Here is a 16,873-nt window from a genome sequence, read left to right as displayed (position 1 = left end):
AATACACCATACACCCACCTAAGTCTTTCCGGCAACTGTCCCGGTTCCGGATCAGCCAATCCGATACAATCCCACGTCGACAGATTGTTACTGGGTTATCTGGGACTGCCACGCTGCTGGCAGCTGCGCGTAGACGACCGCGTTGTCGACGAGTACGTCGACGGGAACGTACTCATTGGGTGCGTGGACGGTGTCAGTCCCGAGCGCGAACTCGACAGTCGGGATACCCGCATTCCGGAGTGTCTTGGCGTCGCCGCCACCCGTGGCACTCCGCCGAAAGATACGCTCCCCTGTGACGGTCGCTGCCGTCGACGCGACAGCTTCGACGAGCGGACTGTCAGGGGCTTCAGCGGTGCCAATACTCCAAGAGACATCGGCTATCGTGATGCCTTCGCAGTCGGCGACACAGTCCCGAATTCCCGCGAGTACGTGGGGCGTGCGGACACCCGCTGCCAACCGCACGTCAATCTCGGCGCGAGCGGACTGCGGGACGCTGTTTATTGTGTCGCCCCCTCGATGACACCAAGATTGATCGAAGGATACTGGAACAGCTCACGAGCGACGTCTTCGCCCATCGACGGGCCATAGTATTCGACGGACTCCTCAATGATCGGCTCAACGTCGGGGTCGATCTCGAGTCGGCTGGAACCGAACCGATCGCGCAGGGTCTCGACGGCATCGTAGAGTCGGTCAATTGCGTTGACGCCGAGTACTGGCCGGGAACCATGGGCGCCCTCGCCGCTGGCTTCGAGCGTCAGCCAGATGCTGCCCCGGTCCGCGACTGTGACGGAGTGCCGTCTTTCCTCGCAGGTCGGTTCCCCGATGACGCAGGCATCCGCCTTGAGCTCTCCGTTCTCTAGTAGCGCGGGCAAGCCCGCGTCTCCGCCTACTTCCTCGTCGCTCACGAACGCAAACAGGAGGTCGACGGACGGCTCAGTGTCGGTGGCTGCGAACGCCTGAATCGTGAACAGCATTGACGCCATAGCTCCTTTCATGTCGGTTGCGCCGCGGCCGTAGACGCGTTCGTCGACGCGTTCGCCCAAAGGATCGTGTGTCCACGCTTCGGCGTCGAACGGTACCGTATCGAGGTGGCCGTTGTACAGGAGCGTGCGGTCCGACTCCCCGGAATTCGAACGATCAGGTTCGGCTTCGCCGGGTCGACTGCGAACTGCTCAACATCGACCGGAAGCGGGTCGAGGAATTGTTCGATCTCGGAGACGATTTCGCGAGTGTCTCCGGGTGGGTTGGAGGTGTCGACAGCAAGGAGATCCGTAGAGACCGTGACTAGTTCCTCACGGTGCGCTCGTATGTACTCGGAGAGTATACCCTCGCTCATACGTCGCTAATTTCCCATATATCGAAGATCACGATGCGTACACTGACGCTTCGAACCAGCCGGTGGTACGGGAACGAGAAGCCGTTCATCGCTCGGAAACCGCGTCTTCGACCGCCTGGATTACTTCGTACGGGTCGTGTACCTCGTCGTTCCGCAGTACGACGACGAGGCCTGAGGTTTCTGTGACTGGCACCACGACGGTAATGATCTCCTCGAAGACGCGAACAGTTGCGCGTAACGACTGTCCGTGGTACTCCTCGTACGCTCGAATGCCGATTCCCTCCAACTGAATGTTCTCCAGAATCGCGGTGATATCCGACGTCGTATACTGTGCGGACGCAGCGTCGTCCCGGTACTGAACACTGTACTCACCGCTCTCATAGGCGGCAATCCCAACCAGTGTCTCACCGACCGTGTCCATCAACGTCGATTCGAGTCCTCGCGCAACGGTGGCGAGTGACTGGTCACTAGCGGTCTGCCGGTCTGCTGACGAGGAGTTCTCAGCCATTGGTGGAGCGGTTACGTGTGGTTCTCGATGACGGTGCGAAGCCGGGATTCATCCTGCATCCCTACCAGCCGCTCGACTGGCTGCCCGTCTGCGAACAGGACGAGTGTGGGGACGCTTCGGACACCGTACTCGGCGGCGACCTGTTGGTTCGCATCGATATCGACCTTCGCAACGGATGCGTTCGTCTCGGCGGCGATGGTCTCGACAACCGGTTCGAGCATCTGACACGGCCCACACCAGTCCGCATAGAAATCGACGAGCACGACATCGTACCCACCGACAGTTTTGGATAGCTCAGTCTCGCCAGTAATGTGGAGTGGCTCAGACGGACTTCTTGAGACAGTGTCCTCAGAACCGCCAGTTTCAGTCCGATTTCGAAGCTCCGCTAATTTCTGTCGCCGGATCTCCTTGAGATCTTCAGCCATAGATATCCGTTCGACCCACGCCGCCTTATATTTTTGTATAATCAGCACAATACTGTGTCAGTAGCGGTCTGGGCTAACGAGAGTCAAGAACAGGACTGCAGCGGCTGCTTCTCTCGGTTGTCCGAGTCCCAACGATACCGATTTTCGAACTCCTGAATGAGCTGTCCAATGGTCGCATACCAGTCGTTGAGCAATCGTTGCATTTCGTGGGCGACCTCCTCGGGTTTCCGCGGACGATACACATAGTAGTACCCACCGTGATCGTAGTTTATCTGTTCCTGTACGATAATGTCAGCCTCGTAAAGCCTGGATACCGAGCGATATGCCGTAGATCGGTCACACTCCAGTCGGTCTGCTATGTCGTCAACGGTAAGTCCACCTTCCGTCTGTTGGAGCAGCTGAAAGGCCATCTGATCCCGCTCGTTGAGTCCGTAAACGCATCCTAGGAGGTCGAGACACCCCAAGTCGCGCTCAAGGTCCTCACGCACTGAGGTGGCCCTCATAGCGAAAAATAGGGTGACAGAGAAGATTAAAGCTGTTCCCGAACAGCACAATACCACTACTTTAGACGAGACGATACAGGTAATTCATTCTCGGATTTTCCGCCCTGGTTGCGGGCGACGCTTGACCGATACGGCCTCTGATTCCAGTATGAACCATAAAATCGGAATCACGTCGAACGCGTCTCCCGAGACGTAAAAACGCACCAATCATTCTCAAACTGTTTCAGTCACGCCGAAGCTTGGACTGTCGAAAATTGCGTGGAGGCGTTCGCCTCACGTGAAATCAGCTAGTCTAAACAGTACTCGGATTCGACGCGGTAGTCCGTGAAACGGCTGGACCGGTTACTCCGGAGCGGGCGGTTCGTGCGTCCCGAATTCGGGATGGGTTTCCTGCATCCAGATGTACACGATCGCTCCCGAGACGAACATCAGCAGCGCGATCACGTAGAATGCGGCCTCGATGTTCAGTAGTTCCATCGAGAGACCGATGAGAATCGCGCCGACGCCATAGCCGGTGTCGCGCCACATCCGGTAGACGCCCATGCCGGTCGCACGCCACGTCGGATGTGCGGCGTCCCCGGAACCGTCATCAGGTTCGGGTAGAGCAACGCCATCCCGAGACCCGACACCCCAGAGAGCACAACCCACGGGAAGTACCCGTCGACGAGAACCATCCCGAGGACGCCTGCGCCGGCGAGGAACATCCCGGCGAGGACCGGCGGTCGGCGTCCGATCCGGTCGGCGAGGCCGCCGGTCGCGATCTGGAGGAAGTACATCGCGCTGTGGACGGCGACGACGAACCCGACCGCCGCGATGCCGAGTCCCTGACTGGTGAGATACAGCGGGACGGCAAGCCAGAACAGCGTGTCGACGAACTTCTCGATGTGGCCCGCTTGGGCAGCGGCGAACAGCGTCTTGTCGCCGTAGGTCGCACGCTTCAGTACCTCGACGAACGGTAGGTTCGCGTCGAGATAGTAGGGCACGTCGAGTTCGCCGGCGAGACGGCGGGCGCCGGAGACGTGGTCGGCGTGCGCGTGCGTGTCAGCAATCCCGATGATGTCGAGGCCGTTGTCGTCCGCGACGTTCAGATACTGGTCGATGTACTGGATTGGGTCGACGACGACGGCTTCGTCGCCGTCGTGTGCGAGGTAGGACACACAGCCCGTTCCGGGGCGGACGATCTGTGTGATACCGTCGGCGCTATCCACGTCGTATTCGCGGTGGACGCGGCCCCAGGCGTTCATGCCGTCGGGGATGGATTTGGCGTCGAAGCCGTGTTCGCGGAGGAAGTCAGTAGCACGAGAGGACGTGACGCCAGCGACACAGACGACGGCGATCTCTTCATCTTCGGGAAGGTCATCGAGATTGTCTTCCAGTCCCGAATAGTCGTACTGGAGGAGTTCGTCGTAGATGGGGACGTTTGTGCTCCCCGGGATTTGCCACTCCTCGTAGTCCTCTTCGTTGCGCACGTCGAGGACGAATAGGTCCTCGGCGTCGTCTTCGGCGATGCGGCGTGCGACCTCGGACGCCTCGATATCAGTATTGCTCATTACAGACAATACTACACAGTCGGGCGGATATGAATGTGTTGGGAGCGGGTGATTGGAGGGTTCGCCTATTCCTACGATAATGCCGGTATATCGGCCCAAAATATAATTAGTGGCTTGAAACAGACCGGCTGTGGCTGATGTCTGGGTCGCCAACTATTTCATAATTCGCCCACAACTGTTTAGATATGGGTCATCACACATTCGACGCTGCCAAAGCGACGAAACTCGAGGACGCGGCGACACGGTATCGGTATCTCTCTCGAGAGGAGCTTCTCTGGGCCCTTGATCCGAATGAATCCGAGACAGTCGCTGATCTGGGTAGCGGAACCGGCTTCTACACAGATACAATCGCGCCGCACGTTGGTCAGGTCTATGCAATTGATATCCAAGAGGCGATGCACGAGTACTACCGCGACAAGGGTGTTCCGGAGAACACCGAGCTCGTGACGTCTGGTGTGGATAGTCTCCCGTTCGAGTCCGACGAACTAGATACGGCAGTCTCGACGATGACGTATCACGAGTTCGCAAGTGCACAGGCACGTTCCGAACTCGCACGCGTTCTCGCTCCTGGCGGTCGCCTCGTCATCGGCGATTGGTCAGCGGACGGCGCCGGCGAAGATGGCCCGCCGCTGGAAGAACGCTTTGCTGCCGGTGAAGTGACGTCAGCACTTCGCGATGCCGGCTTCGAGATCGAGTTCCACGCAACTCGGCCGGAGACGTTCCTTGTCGTGGGTGTCGTCGATGAGTAGTATTGGACCCTCGCGATTGGACGACCGTCGATCCGACGACGATGTTTTCGTTCTCGATATTCGCCCCGAACTGGAATACCGGGAGAACCACATTTCGGGAAGCATCAACGCACCGGTCTACCGCGACCTGCAACAAGGGCGTATCGAAGCGCTCGACTCGCATCTGGCCAGGATTCCAGACGACACGGAAGTCGTCACAGTGTGTAAGGCGGGTATCGTCGCTCGGAAAGCGACCGAGCACCTCGAAGACGCAGGCTACACAGCCACGACTCTTACCGGCGGATATACTGGGTGGCGACAGTACGAGCGAAATACAGTGCTGTATCGAATTATCTCAGTTCTCCGAAAAATCGTCCGATAGCCGGGAGAGTGAGACGCTCCGGTGGCGAGATCGGTTTGCACGCCGTCACGGACTGTTGCCGATTTATGGCGATACTCTGCTGAGGAACGCTGTGTTAACTCTCAGCGGGTGCTGCGGGTTGCGATTCGTTTCCGTACTTCTCTTCGAACTCACCGATGAGCTGCCCCATCTTCGCGTACCAGTCGTTGAGCGTCCGCTGCATCTCGTTCGTGATCTCGTCGGCGTCACGCGGATGGTAGACGTGGTAGTAGCCACCCTGCTCGTAGTTCACCTGTTCCTTCTGGATGAAGCCAGCCTGAAGCAGTCGCTGGACGCTCCGGTACGCGGTCGACCGCTCGCGGTCGACCTGTTCTGCGATTTCGTCGACGGTGAGTGGCTCCTGGCGGTCCTGAAGCAGCTGGAAGATGTCCTTGTCAATCGCCTTAAGGTCGTGGAAACACTCCAGCAGCCCCTCACACTGCATATCCCGTCGGAGCATCTCACTCATTGATTCAGCCATTACTAACAGAGTGTAGGTGATAGAGCCTCAAAAGTATTTGCATAGTCGGCACAATACTGTACCGACCTATGACGTGGTGAGACGGCACCACGTTCCGGTCCGGTCATTCCGGAGCCGGCAGACGGCGGCGAGGACGACGGCGCCACTGACGAGCAGCGCCGCCCCGAAGATGAGCACCGTGCTCAGCGTGTTGAGCAGGTCGATTCCGTAAACCGTCCCGAGTTTGTTCGACGCGACAGCGAGACTCCCCGCGAGCAGCATCGCCGCAAAGTAGCCCTTGATCTCGTCCTCGTCGACGAGGTTCGTCGCACCCGCACCGACGCGCGCGCCGAGCGCGCTCCCCACGAGCAGGAACGCGACGACGGGTAGCGCGACCGAGCCCGACTGGGCATAGGTGAACGCGCCGAACGCGCCCGAGATCGTGATCTGGAGGATGTCCGTTCCCACGGCGATTGCAGCAGGAACCCCGAGCCCGTACATCATCGCGGGCATGAGGAGGAACCCGCCGCCGACACCGAGGAAGCCCGAGAGGACGCCGATGACGAGCCCGACGGCGAAGATAATCGTCCCCGAGACACGAACGCCGCCGCGTAACGTCACCATCGGCGGGATGTGGACCGATTGGACGCGGTCCGCGAGATCGCTACTCGTCTCGGTATCGTCGTCGGACCACGCGTCTCGGAGCGTGAGCAGCCCCACAGCGGCGAGCAGGCCGACGTAGGCGACGTTGATGATGAGGTCGGCCATCCCGGTGGCTTCGAGGAAGAACACGACGCTCTTCCCGGCTTCGATGCCGATGGTCATCGCGACGGTCATGATCGCTGCGAGCTTGTAGTCGACCTGTCCGTGATCGTGGTGGCGGAGCGCGCCAATGACGCTCGTCCCGAAGACGAACGCGAGCCCGCTTCCGACGGCGACTGTCGATGGATAACCCATCACGAGTAGTGCAGGTGTGACGAGGAACGACCCGCCCATCCCGAAGAACCCGAACAGGGTTCCGATGAGTAGGCCGAATCCGACGAATACCGCGACCATCGTAAGGCTCAGACCGAGGATCGCCACGGTTAGTCACCTCCGAGGGCATCGATGACGGTCGCTCCAACCGTGTTACTGAGCAGGCCGTACGCCAAGTACAGCGCGAAGGCTTCCGCGAGGACGACCCCGACGGTGGCGACAGCCTGCGCGAAACCACTCAAGTTCTCGAGTCCGAACATCTCACGCGACCCCCATGTTCTTGTTTCTAAACCCAGTTACCGTACAATACTGTTGCCGGATGGCGGTGTCTGTGAGCTGTGATGGCATGATTAGGTTCCCTCCTCGCTGCCCGTCAGCGAGCGGACGTATCCCTGTGCGTACGCGCCGAGGAACATCCCGCCGATGGCCCAGAGGATCGGATAGTTCCCGACGCCGAAGCTCGCGTAGGCGGAGCCAGGACAGATGCCGGAGAGCCCCCAGCCGACGCCGAAGATCACGCCCCCGACGACGACGTTGCGGTCGAACTCCTTCACGCGGCGCGTGTACTCGCTCGCGGTGAGCGGCGCACGATCGAGGTAGCGCGTTGCGACGGCGAACGTGATCCCGGTGACGACGGCGGCCCCGCCCATCACGAAGACGAGTCCGAAGTCGTCGAACTGGAGGAAGTCCAGCACGACTTCGGGACGAGCCATGCCGCTGACGGCGAGGCCCAGGCCGAATATCAGCCCCCGACGTAGATGACGGGGAGGAACCACGGGCTTCGCGTCTCGTCGCTCATGGTGTCACCCCCAGTGCTTGGACGAGTTGGGCGGTGCCGATGGCGAATGCCATGAACGTCGCGACGTTGACGAGCGAGGTGTTCGAGAGGGAGCCGACGCCACAGACGCCGTGTCCGGACGTACACCCCTTCCCGAGCCGAGTGCCGACGCCGACGAGGACGCCGCCGGCGAGTAGCCGCCACCACTGGACGTCAGTCGTCCAGATTGTCGGGTCGGGCGCGAGGACGAGCCCCAGAGGGCTGCACCACTGACGATACCGAGTGTGAACACGACCCGCCAGCCGCGCGACTGGACGTATTTGAAGCGGTTGAACCGGTCGACGTCCGAGACGTACGACAGCGTGGATTCGAGGAACGTGCTCGCGCCCGCGATGATCCCGGTCGCGAGGTAGATGACTGCCGCGCCGAGGCCGACCAGCAGGCCGCCGACGAGGTACGGAAGTATCCCGCGGGGGAAGGGCGTCTCGAGCACGAGCGGTGCGAGGAGTGGGGCCATCGTTAGTTAGTCATCGCCTCTTCGCTCGCGGCGCAGTTGTTCGGGCCGAGCTCCAACTCGAAGGCTTCCTCGTCGTCGGGGGACTGCTGGCCGAGGTTCGTCGCGATAATGTCCTCATAGTTCGCCGGCTGCGGCGGTATATCCGAGACGATGAACTCGACGAACTCCGCTTCGTCCATCGTGAGCGCCTCCATCCGCTCGACCAGGTCGCCGAGTTCCGCGGTGTAGGTGCCGTCGTCGTTCGGCGTCGCCGCGTCGCTGAAGTGCGCCGGTGCGACGACCGTTTCATCTGGGAGGGATAGGATTTGTTTCTGGAGGCTCTCGTAGAGCGTGCGGGCCGCGTCCCTGGCCGCCTCGGGGTCTTCGAGGTCGGGGCGGGCGACGCTCTCTGTGAACAGGCCGTCGCCCGTGAACAGCACGTCGCCGACCTTGTATGCGGTCATCCCGGTCGTGTGTCCGGGCGTCGCGATGGTCTCGATCTCGACGTCGCCGACGGAGAGCGTGTCGCCATCCGTAACTGTCTCGTACGACAGGTCGTAGTCGACACCGCGCTCAGCGGCGGCCTCGGGGAGGACGGCCGTAGCGTCCGTCTCAGCGGCTGATCGCGGACCCCGGAGATGTGGTCAGCGTGGATGTGGGTATCGAGGGCGTACACGAGGTCTGCGCCCAGGGCTCGCGCGTCCTGTTTGTACTCGTCGGTGAATGCACGGAGCGGGTCGACGACCGCCGCTTCGCCGTCCGAGGCGACGAGGTAGGCGAGACAGCCGCTGGAGAGACGGCGGTACTGGGCGACCGTGGCGTCGACATCCACGTCGAGTTCCTGGTACTCGTAGATGCGCGCCCAGCCCTTCATGCCGCGTTCGAGGTGGTCGACGTCGTACCCGGCGTCTTCGAGGTTGTCCGCAACGAGCTCGCTCGACCCGCCTTTTCCACAGAGCGCGGTGATCCGGCGGTCATCGGGGAGTTGGTCGTGGAGATCCTCAGGAATCTCGTCGAGCAGCTCGAAGTACGGGTAGTTCACGACGTCGACGTTCTCGCCGTCGATGTGCCATTCCTCGAAGTCGCTTTCGGAGCGTGCGTCGAGGATGAACACGCTCTCGCCGGTATCGATGCGCTGTTTCAGTTCGGTGGGCGTGGTTGATGCGACCGTTTCGTCCGATTCGGGATCTTCCGCGTCGGTCATCGTCACTCCCCTCTATCTACTGCTCGCAAATAAGGCTTTGTATAGTAGTTCAACAATAGCACAACACTATATTGCTCAAAAACCACTATTAGAGGCGATTAGGGAAGATATACCTAGACTGAGAGTAGTGTATTGTGGATTGGTAGAATTACTACCGACAGTCTTTTTTAATCCCACCCAATATTGGGGAGTGAAGTCACTACCATGACACAGTACGAAGTCACTGAAACTCTCGACGTGAAAGGCGAAAACTGTCCGATGCCCGTCGTCAAGACGAAGCAAAACATCGACCAGCTCGCCGAAGGCGAGATTCTCGAAGTTCTCGCGACCGACCCCGGGAGCATGAGCGACCTCGGCGGCTGGGCGGACACGACCGACGGCGTCGAACTCGTTGACCAGCAGGAGGGCGACGACGTGTACACGCACTACGTGCGCAAGACCGAGTAACACAATGGAGAAAATCGGAATCATCGTCGACAACGACAGCCCGAAGAGCCTCGCGATGGCGATGAACCTCGGCCACACGGCGCTCGCCTCCGACACTGAGGTTCTCGTCTACTTCACCTTCGATGGACTCACCCATCTCCTCGAAGGTGAGACGGATCTCTCGGAGATTGAGCCACTGCTCGAGGAGGGGATGCCCAATCCGTACGACCTCCTCGACGCACTGGTGGCAGACGGTGGCGAGCTCGTCACTACGGTCGCGTGTACGACGACCCTCGACATGCTCGAATGGGACCAGGACGCCATCGACGAGACGGTCACGACCAAGTTCGCGGGCGCTGCCACGTTCCTCGATGAAGTCGAGAACGCCGATCAGGTGTTCACATTCTAACGATGAGTACGAATACGTCACAAGCACAAGGTGAGGACGTACCCTCCCGTGCGGAACTCGCCGCCCGCATCGACGAGTTGGAGACTGAACTCGCCGCGGCGACGGAGGACGATAGTAACCCGAAGATGTCCATCATCGCTACGAAGGGCACGCTGGACATGGCGTACCCGCCACTCATCCTCGCGAGTACGGCGGCCGCGTTCGGCTACGAGGTCACGGTCTTCCACACGTTCTGGGGACTCGACATCCTCCACGAGGAACGCTCCAAGAACCTGCAGCTGAGTTCGGTCGGCAACCCCAACATGCCGGTCCCGAATGCCGTCGCTGCGCTTCCCGGGATGGACCGCGTGACGACGAAGATGATGGAGAAGAAGATCGACGACAACGACACAGCCACCATCAAAGAACTCATTGACACGTCTCTCGACATGGGCGTAGAGTTCCAAGCCTGCCAAATGACCATCGACCTCATGGACTACGACGAGGACGACTTCTACGACGGCGTGACGACCGGCGTCGGTGCCGCCACCGCCATCCAGGACATGGCTGACGCGGACATCCAGCTTCTCATCTAATGCAAATCCGGCTCAACTGTTGGTGAACGTGGCTGGAACTCGTTTTTGGCCAGCTTCCGGTTGAGCCACCTCCCCGAGTACGGTCCGTTTCTGGTGAACCCCGGACACAATACCTAATAGCGAGGTGGCTAAATTGAGTAGTATGTCCTATACTCTGGACAAGCGTGTCGACGGTGAATTCGATGACGTCGTCGAGCGGACGACGAATGCACTGTCAGAGGAGGGGTTCGGGGTTCTCTGTGATATCGACGTCCAACAGACGCTCAAGAAGAAACTAGACGAAGACTTCCGCCAGTATCGAATTCTTGGCGCCTGCAATCCCCGCTTGCGCAGCAGGCCCTCGAAGAAGAACTCCAGTTAGGGACGCTTCTGCCCTGTAACGTCGTCGTGTACGAGACAGACGAGGGTGAAACCGGCGTGAGTGCAGTTGATCCCGAGGTTATGCTCTCCGTTGTCGACAATCCCGAGCTGGACTCGATCGCAGCAGAGGTCCGGGAGCGATTCGAACGCGTCCTCGACGAACTGCCGGACGCCTAATCGCACGACAGACGAACAGCCACTATGCACACTTTTAGCTGGTCCCAATGACTGGATCTACCGCGAAGGATGTCGACCCGACTGACCCCGAGTATCGGGATGTCGGGGAAGGATTACTGGACGAGGAGATGGGGCCCAGCTCCGCGATGGCGCACCTGTATCGCGGCGAGATTCATCGGATGAAGCACTGGCGCGAGCGCCTCGACCGGACGACAAACTGGGCGGTCATCGTCATGGCCGCGATCGTCACGTGGGCGTTTTCCAGCCCGAACAACCCGCATTACATTCTTCTCATCGGGGTGGCGACGCTCTCGGTTTTCCTTGTGATCGAGGCGCGTCGCTATCGTGGGTACGAAATCTGGCGAACTCGGGTTCGGATTCTCCAGGAGAACGTCTGGGCGTACGGACTCGACCCTTCAGCCGGCGTCGTGGATCCAGACTGGCGAGCAAAGCTCAGCGAAGATTATCGTACGCCGACCATCAAAATCAGCGCCGAAGAGGCAATCGCTCACCGCCTCCGACGCGTGTACCTGCCACTATTTGGAGTGCTGCTTGCTGCGTGGCTCGTCCGTATTACAGCATTCTCACCCGAGCCGTGGGTAGAGAGTGCAGCAATCGGCATGATTTCAGGTCCCGTGATCCTCGTGACTGTCGGACTTTTCTATCTCAGCTCGATTATCATCGCGTGTCGGCCGCGGACGTGGCATGCGAAAGGCGAACTTCGAGCCGAGAATCTCCGGGAACAGCGACGCAAGTAGTGAGTTCGTCTTGTTGACCGTTGCCTCGGACAGTCTGATGGGTACTACGCAGGAACTGATTCTTTGCTCTCCAAATACTGGTTTTCCCACTCACGTCGGGCCTCTATTTCACGCTGACCACGCTGTGTGACTGTGTATACGTTCGTCCGCTTGTCGTGTTCACCCTTCTCGAGCAGTCCTTTGTTGACGAGATCGTCGAGATTCGGATAAGGCGGCCGTGGTTGATCTCCTGCTCGTAATAGTCGTCGAGTTCGTCCTTGATTGCGAGCCCGTGAGGTTCCTCAAGCCCGACAGTTACGTACAAGATGTCCCGTTGGAACCCAGTTAGATCGTGCATCTGTCTGTTCCCTATTTTTGAGGGGTGGCATATGTTCTCTCTGGTATTCAGAGGCGAATTCGGCATGACTGGTTAGGAAGTCCACGTGCGAACTTCGAACATTTATATAGTGGACAACTCGGCTCTGCACGTTCATAAACTCCCGAAGTCCGTAATCGGCAGCATTGGCCATCAGTACCGTCTACATCGTTTTCCCACTTAAACGTTCAGAGCCGAGAGTATTAGCTAAAGACGAATGCAGACCGAGCTTTCCTTCACGAGTGCGCCTCACCAAGGATCTGAGCAAGTTCACATCCATGATTGCTGGTCTGATTGATTCTCTGACGGTCGAATCCGATTATATGATCCCGTAAGCGTATATGCGCCAACAAAGGCGTCCACGCACGCCTCGAAAAAACCCATTATTGGCTCCTTCATCATCGAGTCATAGCCCAGATACTCATCCGGTAACAGATCCTGCCACTCGTCGCCACATCCCCGTTGTGCTGTCTCCCCCAGAATCACGACAGCAATGGCCCAAAGCACACCCGTCACTATCCCAAGACCCCTCTCACAGCCATCCACTTGTCCAATATTCTGATTCGACATCGGTAGATGGTGCTCTACTACTTGTAGCTCATATTGAGCAGCGATTGATACGGAGCGGTGAGTGGTACAGATTTATAAAGTGTGGTCCGAAGCATGACTTTCTCCGTCAGCTGACGGTGTCAGGTATCGCGTTCGAGTGCTTCCCGTCGCTGTTCATATTCATCGTCAGTCAATTCGCCACGAGCGTACGCGAGTCGGAGTTCTTCGAGTGCCTGGTCTGGGTCGCTCTCACTTCCCGTAATTGCCTGGTAGAGGAGGTAGGAACCGCCGAGGAGGGCAGCTAAGAAGAGGAGCTGCATGATGATACCGGCGATAAACATCCAGGTTGGTATCGTCCCGTCTCCCCACATATGGCCGCCCCATGTGCCTCCCATCATCGGGCCAACTCCCATCATCCCGAAGCCCATGAAGAACATCGGGAAGAGGACGAACGCACCGATGATAATGAGAACAATCGTGATGAGTCGTGTATCGTCTGTTTTGTCAGGCATAGTTTTCCCTCCGTGAGATCCATCTCCAGTACCTAATACGGGTTCCCTATTCAATGCGATTGTGTCTTCCCTTCTTGTGGTCTACCTCGGAAATACTTTTGACATCCCAGCTTTGCACCGGTTCTGCGTTCGAATCCTATCTCATTCTGGGAGCCTTCGCGCTGTCACGCTGACTCATCGGGCTGGATCGTGCTAAGAGAAGGGTTCAGTAATGGGTCAAACCCCGTGCAGTGGTGCTTTTCTGTCATCATATTTTGGCGGGTAGCAGTTCGATGTAGCCGGTTTCGAATCGTATCCACAAACTCAGTGAATTACCCGCTCGTAGTATCTCATATGAGCACTCCACCCGAGCAAACCGACGTTGAGACCCTGGAATCCAGTCAGGAATCACCGCGTCTCGATCCGCTTCCATTTGCTGCGGCAGCAGCTACGGTCGCAGCTGTGATCATGCTTTTACTCGGTCTCTTCGGGGTGATCGGAGTCTACGAAGGCGGGGTTGAGATGATGGAGCAGTGGCATTTGTTCTTCACGCCGACACCCGCTGGGACTATCGCTGGAATCCTTGAAGCAGTGATCATTACAGGTGTATTCACCTACCTGTTTGCTGAGTTGTACAACCGCTTTACCGGTTCACTCTCATGAAACTCGCTGTGTTCGGGGCGACTGGTGGGACAGGACGACGGTTGATAACGCAGGCGCTCGCTGCCGATTATGACGTTCGGGCCCTCACCAGATCCCAAGCTAAACTCCCGCCAGGTGAGCAGGTCACAGCTATCGAGGGAAATGTCTTAGATCCAGAGGCAGTCTCTGAAACAGTCGAGCATACAGACGCCGTGGTTTGTCTCCTCGGGCGGACGCCGAACAACCCACCAGATGTCGTGTCGCGGGGGACTCAGAACATTATCGAGGCGATGGATGACCGGCCAGTCAGCCGATTACTCGTGCTAACGTCGATGGGTCTCGGCTCGAGCTCTGAAACCGTTCCGTGGTATGTCCGAATTGCAAACGCAACCGCTCTCCACGATCTGATAGCAGACAAGGCACGGCAAGAAGAACTGGTCATGCAAAGCGACCACGACTGGACGATCGTACGGCCCGGTGGATTGACGGACGGACCGCGAACCGGAGAATACGTCCACGGTGTCGATATTGATGCCAGTGCCCGGCCGATTTCACGGGCTGATGTCGCCGATTTTCTGCTTCAAATCGTTCAAGAGGACCTACACGTTCGAGAGACGCCGATAGTCACCAGCCAAGAGAACGCCGATCTCGGATTTTTCCTGGATCAGATTGCGACGATTGCGAAACGACTCAGAACTAACTGAGACAACAGCTGTGCGAGTCACGCGACTGATTGCGCAAAATCGAGTTGCTCCCCGGGCGAATTACCTAAAAAGGACATCACGATACTGCCACCCAGGACAATCACGACCAGAAGTGCCACTACACCCCCGATTAGGAAGCTAACGCCACGTCCATCATATCCGTAGGGAACCGGCAGGTCGGTGGTCTGATCCAACACCAGCAACACTACAGCGAGGCCGGCGACAACGAGACCAATCACCCGACCGAGTGGGGAATCACTCCGTTTACCGGGCATAGATGTACATAGCCGGCGTCTCCTTGAAGAGTGTACTGCGAGACCGGCTGCGCCGTCTATCGCGCTGAAGGGTGTGTGGACTGTTCTTTGCCACCCGCTTAGAAGGGGAACCGATCACGCGCCGATTGAATCGCAAGACGGGTCAGGAGTCGTGCAGGGCCACGCTTTGGAAGGTCCCGGACGGTCTCGATGTTGGTTGGCGGTTCGCTACCACCAACGTGTAACTCCCAGTCCGTCTCGTCCTCGAAGCGTTCGACAGCCTGATTTACTCGCTGTCGCACGTCGTCCGAGTCCATTGTCTCGGGCACACCATTCCGGAGAACGACGTCGCCGTCGACGATCACTGTCTCGACGTCGGCCGGCACCGCGTTGTTCACGACCTGTGCAGGAATATTGGTCCGTGGCGTGAACTTCGGTTTGTCGATGTCGAGGAGGATAATATCCGCGCGCTTTCCCGCTTCGATACTGCCGATCTCGTCGCCCATCCCCAGCGCGCGTGCGCCCTCGATCGTGAGCATTCGTATCAGTTCCATCGAGTCGAACTGTCCGGCCGAACGCTTGAGATTTGCCGCCAGACGGGCTTGCCGTGCTTCTCCGAACATGCTGTATGAGTCGTGCCAGTAGTGGTCGTCAATCCCTACCCCGATGTCGACGCCAGCGGCTCGAGCTCGGGAACGGGCGTCCACTGGGTCTCCCCGTCCGGATTCCAGTAACAGAAGACGGACGGGCAGTGAGCAACGGCTGCGTCCGCCTCGGCGGTTCGCTGGATGTCCTCTTCGTCGGCGAGGCGGAAGTGAACAGCGACCAGTCGGTCGTCCAGGAGTCCAACGTCGTCGAGCAGTCCCACCGAGTCCTCGCCGCCGTTCGCTCGTGCCATCGTGTTACTCGCTTCGAGTTCGAGCAAGTGCGTGTGGACGAGCAGGTCCGGATACTCTGCGGCGAGGGACGCGGTCCGTTCCCACAGCGGCCTGGTACACGACCAGTCGTCGTGCGGGCAGATCGTCGCCCTGATACGGCCGTCGTACGTGTCGTGGTGCGTTTCGACGAACTCGCGAGCACGGGCGAACTGCTGCTCGACTGGTTGGTCCCAGAAGAGGTCCGAGATCGCCGGGCCGAAAAATCCGCGGAGCCCTGCTTACCCGAATGCCTCCGCACCTGCGGCCGGCCGTGCGTCCATGGAGTTCACGGTCGTGACACCGCCCAGGAGGAAATTGAGCGCTGCGAGTTCGACGCCTGCCTCGACAAGGTACTCGAATTCGCCGTTCCCTAATCTGTTGAACAGGGCCGTCCCACTCCCAAGCATCTCCGTCAGATCGAGTTCGCTAAACGCACCGATGAGCGGTGTCATCTCCAGGTGCGTGTGGGCGTTCACCAACCCCGGCATCACCAGTTTCCCGTTCCCGTCGATAACGGTGAACGCTTCTAATTCTCCGTCTCCTGCACGTGACGGCCGGACTTCTTCGATACAGCCATCGGTGATGCATACTGTGCCGCGCTCGTACAGGCGGTTCCGCTCGTCGGCTGTGAGAACGAGTGCATCATGGATTGCCAGATCGACAGCCATCGTAAATTAGGAAGTGGATGTGACAGTTACCGTACTGGACAACCGAGCAGGCCGGCGAACACTGTTCCTCCAGGTGGTGTTCCCCTCATTTGGGATATCATCGGTCTCTACTGGTCCCATTAGCCTCTAATACGTCGGCGTGATTTAATCAGATTCCCCTTTTGAATCTGAAGTCCGATTCCGCGGAGCTTGTGGAGGTTTGCAAGGTTTTCCCCTCTTCACGAT

The 16,873-nt window shown here is 58.8% G+C and carries 15 protein-coding genes and 9 pseudogenes; 10 read left to right on the top strand and 14 right to left on the bottom strand.

Going from position 1 to position 16,873, the window contains the following annotated elements; translation table 11 throughout:
- Nucleotides 1-87: 87 nt before the first annotated feature.
- From ACFQJD_RS01965 to ACFQJD_RS01950, 4 genes and pseudogenes are all read right to left on the bottom strand, one after another.
- Nucleotides 88-1,336, bottom strand: a pseudogene (locus ACFQJD_RS01965) (M20 family metallopeptidase).
- An 85-nt stretch (nucleotides 1,337-1,421) separates the two neighbouring features.
- On the bottom strand, nucleotides 1,422-1,844 hold the full coding sequence (locus tag ACFQJD_RS01960) for a hypothetical protein (RefSeq protein WP_379795782.1): 423 nt from the start codon (nucleotides 1,842-1,844) through the stop codon (nucleotides 1,422-1,424).
- A gap of 11 nt (nucleotides 1,845-1,855) precedes the next feature.
- Nucleotides 1,856-2,269, bottom strand: a complete 414-nt coding sequence (gene trxA / locus ACFQJD_RS01955) for a thioredoxin (RefSeq protein ID WP_379795780.1) — start codon at nucleotides 2,267-2,269, stop codon at nucleotides 1,856-1,858.
- 83 nt (nucleotides 2,270-2,352) lie between these two features.
- On the bottom strand, nucleotides 2,353-2,772 hold the full coding sequence (locus ACFQJD_RS01950) for a helix-turn-helix domain-containing protein (RefSeq protein ID WP_379795778.1): 420 nt from the start codon (nucleotides 2,770-2,772) through the stop codon (nucleotides 2,353-2,355).
- 159 nt (nucleotides 2,773-2,931) lie between these two features.
- Here ACFQJD_RS01950 and ACFQJD_RS01945 point away from each other — a divergent pair.
- A pseudogene (locus tag ACFQJD_RS01945) lies at nucleotides 2,932-3,063 on the top strand (IS6 family transposase); the annotation flags it as partial.
- Nucleotides 3,064-3,114: 51 nt separating this feature from the next.
- On the opposite strand, the pseudogene ACFQJD_RS01940 reads toward ACFQJD_RS01945, so the two are convergent.
- Nucleotides 3,115-4,322 (bottom strand): annotated as a pseudogene (locus tag ACFQJD_RS01940) (MFS transporter).
- Nucleotides 4,323-4,507: 185 nt separating this feature from the next.
- Between ACFQJD_RS01940 and ACFQJD_RS01935 the strand changes: the two are divergent.
- Both ACFQJD_RS01935 and ACFQJD_RS01930 read left to right on the top strand, forming a co-directional pair.
- Complete coding sequence (locus ACFQJD_RS01935) at nucleotides 4,508-5,071, top strand: class I SAM-dependent methyltransferase (protein ID WP_379795776.1); 564 nt, start codon at nucleotides 4,508-4,510, stop codon at nucleotides 5,069-5,071.
- Nucleotides 5,072-5,087: 16 nt separating this feature from the next.
- The gene (locus ACFQJD_RS01930) at nucleotides 5,088-5,432 is read left to right on the top strand and encodes a rhodanese-like domain-containing protein (protein ID WP_379795774.1); all 345 of its coding nucleotides are present in this window, start codon (nucleotides 5,088-5,090) and stop codon (nucleotides 5,430-5,432) included.
- 94 nt (nucleotides 5,433-5,526) lie between these two features.
- Here the strand turns inward: ACFQJD_RS01930 and ACFQJD_RS01925 are convergent, their stop codons facing one another.
- The 6 genes and pseudogenes from ACFQJD_RS01925 to ACFQJD_RS01900 all read right to left on the bottom strand — a co-directional run bounded on the left by ACFQJD_RS01925 (nucleotide 5,527) and on the right by ACFQJD_RS01900 (nucleotide 9,363).
- Nucleotides 5,527-5,931: a helix-turn-helix domain-containing protein gene (locus tag ACFQJD_RS01925; protein WP_379795772.1), complete on the bottom strand. Its 405-nt coding sequence runs from the start codon at nucleotides 5,929-5,931 to the stop codon at nucleotides 5,527-5,529.
- A 66-nt stretch (nucleotides 5,932-5,997) separates the two neighbouring features.
- Nucleotides 5,998-6,966, bottom strand: coding sequence for a sulfite exporter TauE/SafE family protein (locus tag ACFQJD_RS01920; RefSeq protein ID WP_379795770.1), 969 nt, complete (start codon nucleotides 6,964-6,966; stop codon nucleotides 5,998-6,000).
- A 29-nt stretch (nucleotides 6,967-6,995) separates the two neighbouring features.
- A complete protein-coding gene (locus tag ACFQJD_RS01915; protein WP_379795768.1) occupies nucleotides 6,996-7,145 on the bottom strand; it encodes a DUF7512 family protein in 150 nt (49 codons plus the stop codon).
- Between the two features lie 90 nt (nucleotides 7,146-7,235).
- A pseudogene (locus ACFQJD_RS01910) lies at nucleotides 7,236-7,684 on the bottom strand (DUF6691 family protein).
- A pseudogene (locus ACFQJD_RS01905) lies at nucleotides 7,681-8,180 on the bottom strand (YeeE/YedE family protein). The pseudogenes ACFQJD_RS01910 and ACFQJD_RS01905 overlap by 4 nt, the downstream one beginning before the upstream one ends.
- Before the next feature lie 2 nt (nucleotides 8,181-8,182).
- Nucleotides 8,183-9,363 (bottom strand): annotated as a pseudogene (locus tag ACFQJD_RS01900) (MBL fold metallo-hydrolase).
- A 204-nt stretch (nucleotides 9,364-9,567) separates the two neighbouring features.
- Between ACFQJD_RS01900 and ACFQJD_RS01895 the strand changes: the two are divergent.
- From ACFQJD_RS01895 to ACFQJD_RS01875, 5 genes and pseudogenes are all read left to right on the top strand, one after another.
- Nucleotides 9,568-9,810, top strand: a complete 243-nt coding sequence (locus ACFQJD_RS01895; RefSeq protein ID WP_379795767.1) for a sulfurtransferase TusA family protein — start codon at nucleotides 9,568-9,570, stop codon at nucleotides 9,808-9,810.
- Between the two features lie 4 nt (nucleotides 9,811-9,814).
- Nucleotides 9,815-10,198 (top strand): DsrE family protein, encoded by a 384-nt coding sequence (locus tag ACFQJD_RS01890; protein ID WP_379795765.1) that lies wholly within the window; start codon nucleotides 9,815-9,817, stop codon nucleotides 10,196-10,198.
- Between the two features lie 2 nt (nucleotides 10,199-10,200).
- On the top strand, nucleotides 10,201-10,773 hold the full coding sequence (locus ACFQJD_RS01885) for a DsrE/DsrF/DrsH-like family protein (RefSeq protein ID WP_379795763.1): 573 nt from the start codon (nucleotides 10,201-10,203) through the stop codon (nucleotides 10,771-10,773).
- 142 nt (nucleotides 10,774-10,915) lie between these two features.
- Nucleotides 10,916-11,310 (top strand): annotated as a pseudogene (locus ACFQJD_RS01880) (DUF302 domain-containing protein).
- A 47-nt stretch (nucleotides 11,311-11,357) separates the two neighbouring features.
- Entirely contained in the window at nucleotides 11,358-12,068 is a 711-nt protein-coding gene (locus ACFQJD_RS01875; RefSeq protein ID WP_379795761.1) for a DUF2270 domain-containing protein, read from the top strand.
- A 44-nt stretch (nucleotides 12,069-12,112) separates the two neighbouring features.
- Here ACFQJD_RS01875 and ACFQJD_RS01870 read toward each other — a convergent pair.
- Nucleotides 12,113-12,405: pseudogene (locus ACFQJD_RS01870) on the bottom strand (helix-turn-helix transcriptional regulator).
- Between the two features lie 707 nt (nucleotides 12,406-13,112).
- Nucleotides 13,113-13,484: an SHOCT domain-containing protein gene (locus ACFQJD_RS01865; protein WP_379795759.1), complete on the bottom strand. Its 372-nt coding sequence runs from the start codon at nucleotides 13,482-13,484 to the stop codon at nucleotides 13,113-13,115.
- Between the two features lie 333 nt (nucleotides 13,485-13,817).
- Here ACFQJD_RS01865 and ACFQJD_RS01860 point away from each other — a divergent pair, with 333 nt between their 5' ends.
- Together ACFQJD_RS01860 and ACFQJD_RS01855 are read left to right on the top strand one after the other, a co-directional pair.
- Entirely contained in the window at nucleotides 13,818-14,126 is a 309-nt protein-coding gene (locus ACFQJD_RS01860; RefSeq protein ID WP_379795757.1) for a hypothetical protein, read from the top strand.
- Nucleotides 14,123-14,809, top strand: coding sequence for an NAD(P)-dependent oxidoreductase (locus ACFQJD_RS01855; protein WP_379795755.1), 687 nt, complete (start codon nucleotides 14,123-14,125; stop codon nucleotides 14,807-14,809). Before ACFQJD_RS01860 ends, ACFQJD_RS01855 begins: the two co-directional genes overlap by 4 nt.
- Nucleotides 14,810-15,182: 373 nt before the next feature.
- Here ACFQJD_RS01855 and ACFQJD_RS01850 read toward each other — a convergent pair.
- Nucleotides 15,183-16,648: pseudogene (locus ACFQJD_RS01850) on the bottom strand (amidohydrolase family protein).
- Nucleotides 16,649-16,873: the final 225 nt, after the last annotated feature.

The sequence above is a fragment of the Haloplanus sp. GCM10025708 genome (genome assembly GCF_042663985.1).
Lineage (GTDB): Archaea > Halobacteriota > Halobacteria > Halobacteriales > Haloferacaceae > Salinirarus > Salinirarus marinus.
The sequence above is the reverse complement of the archived record's forward strand: the minus strand, read 5'-3'. Positions and strand labels throughout refer to the sequence as shown.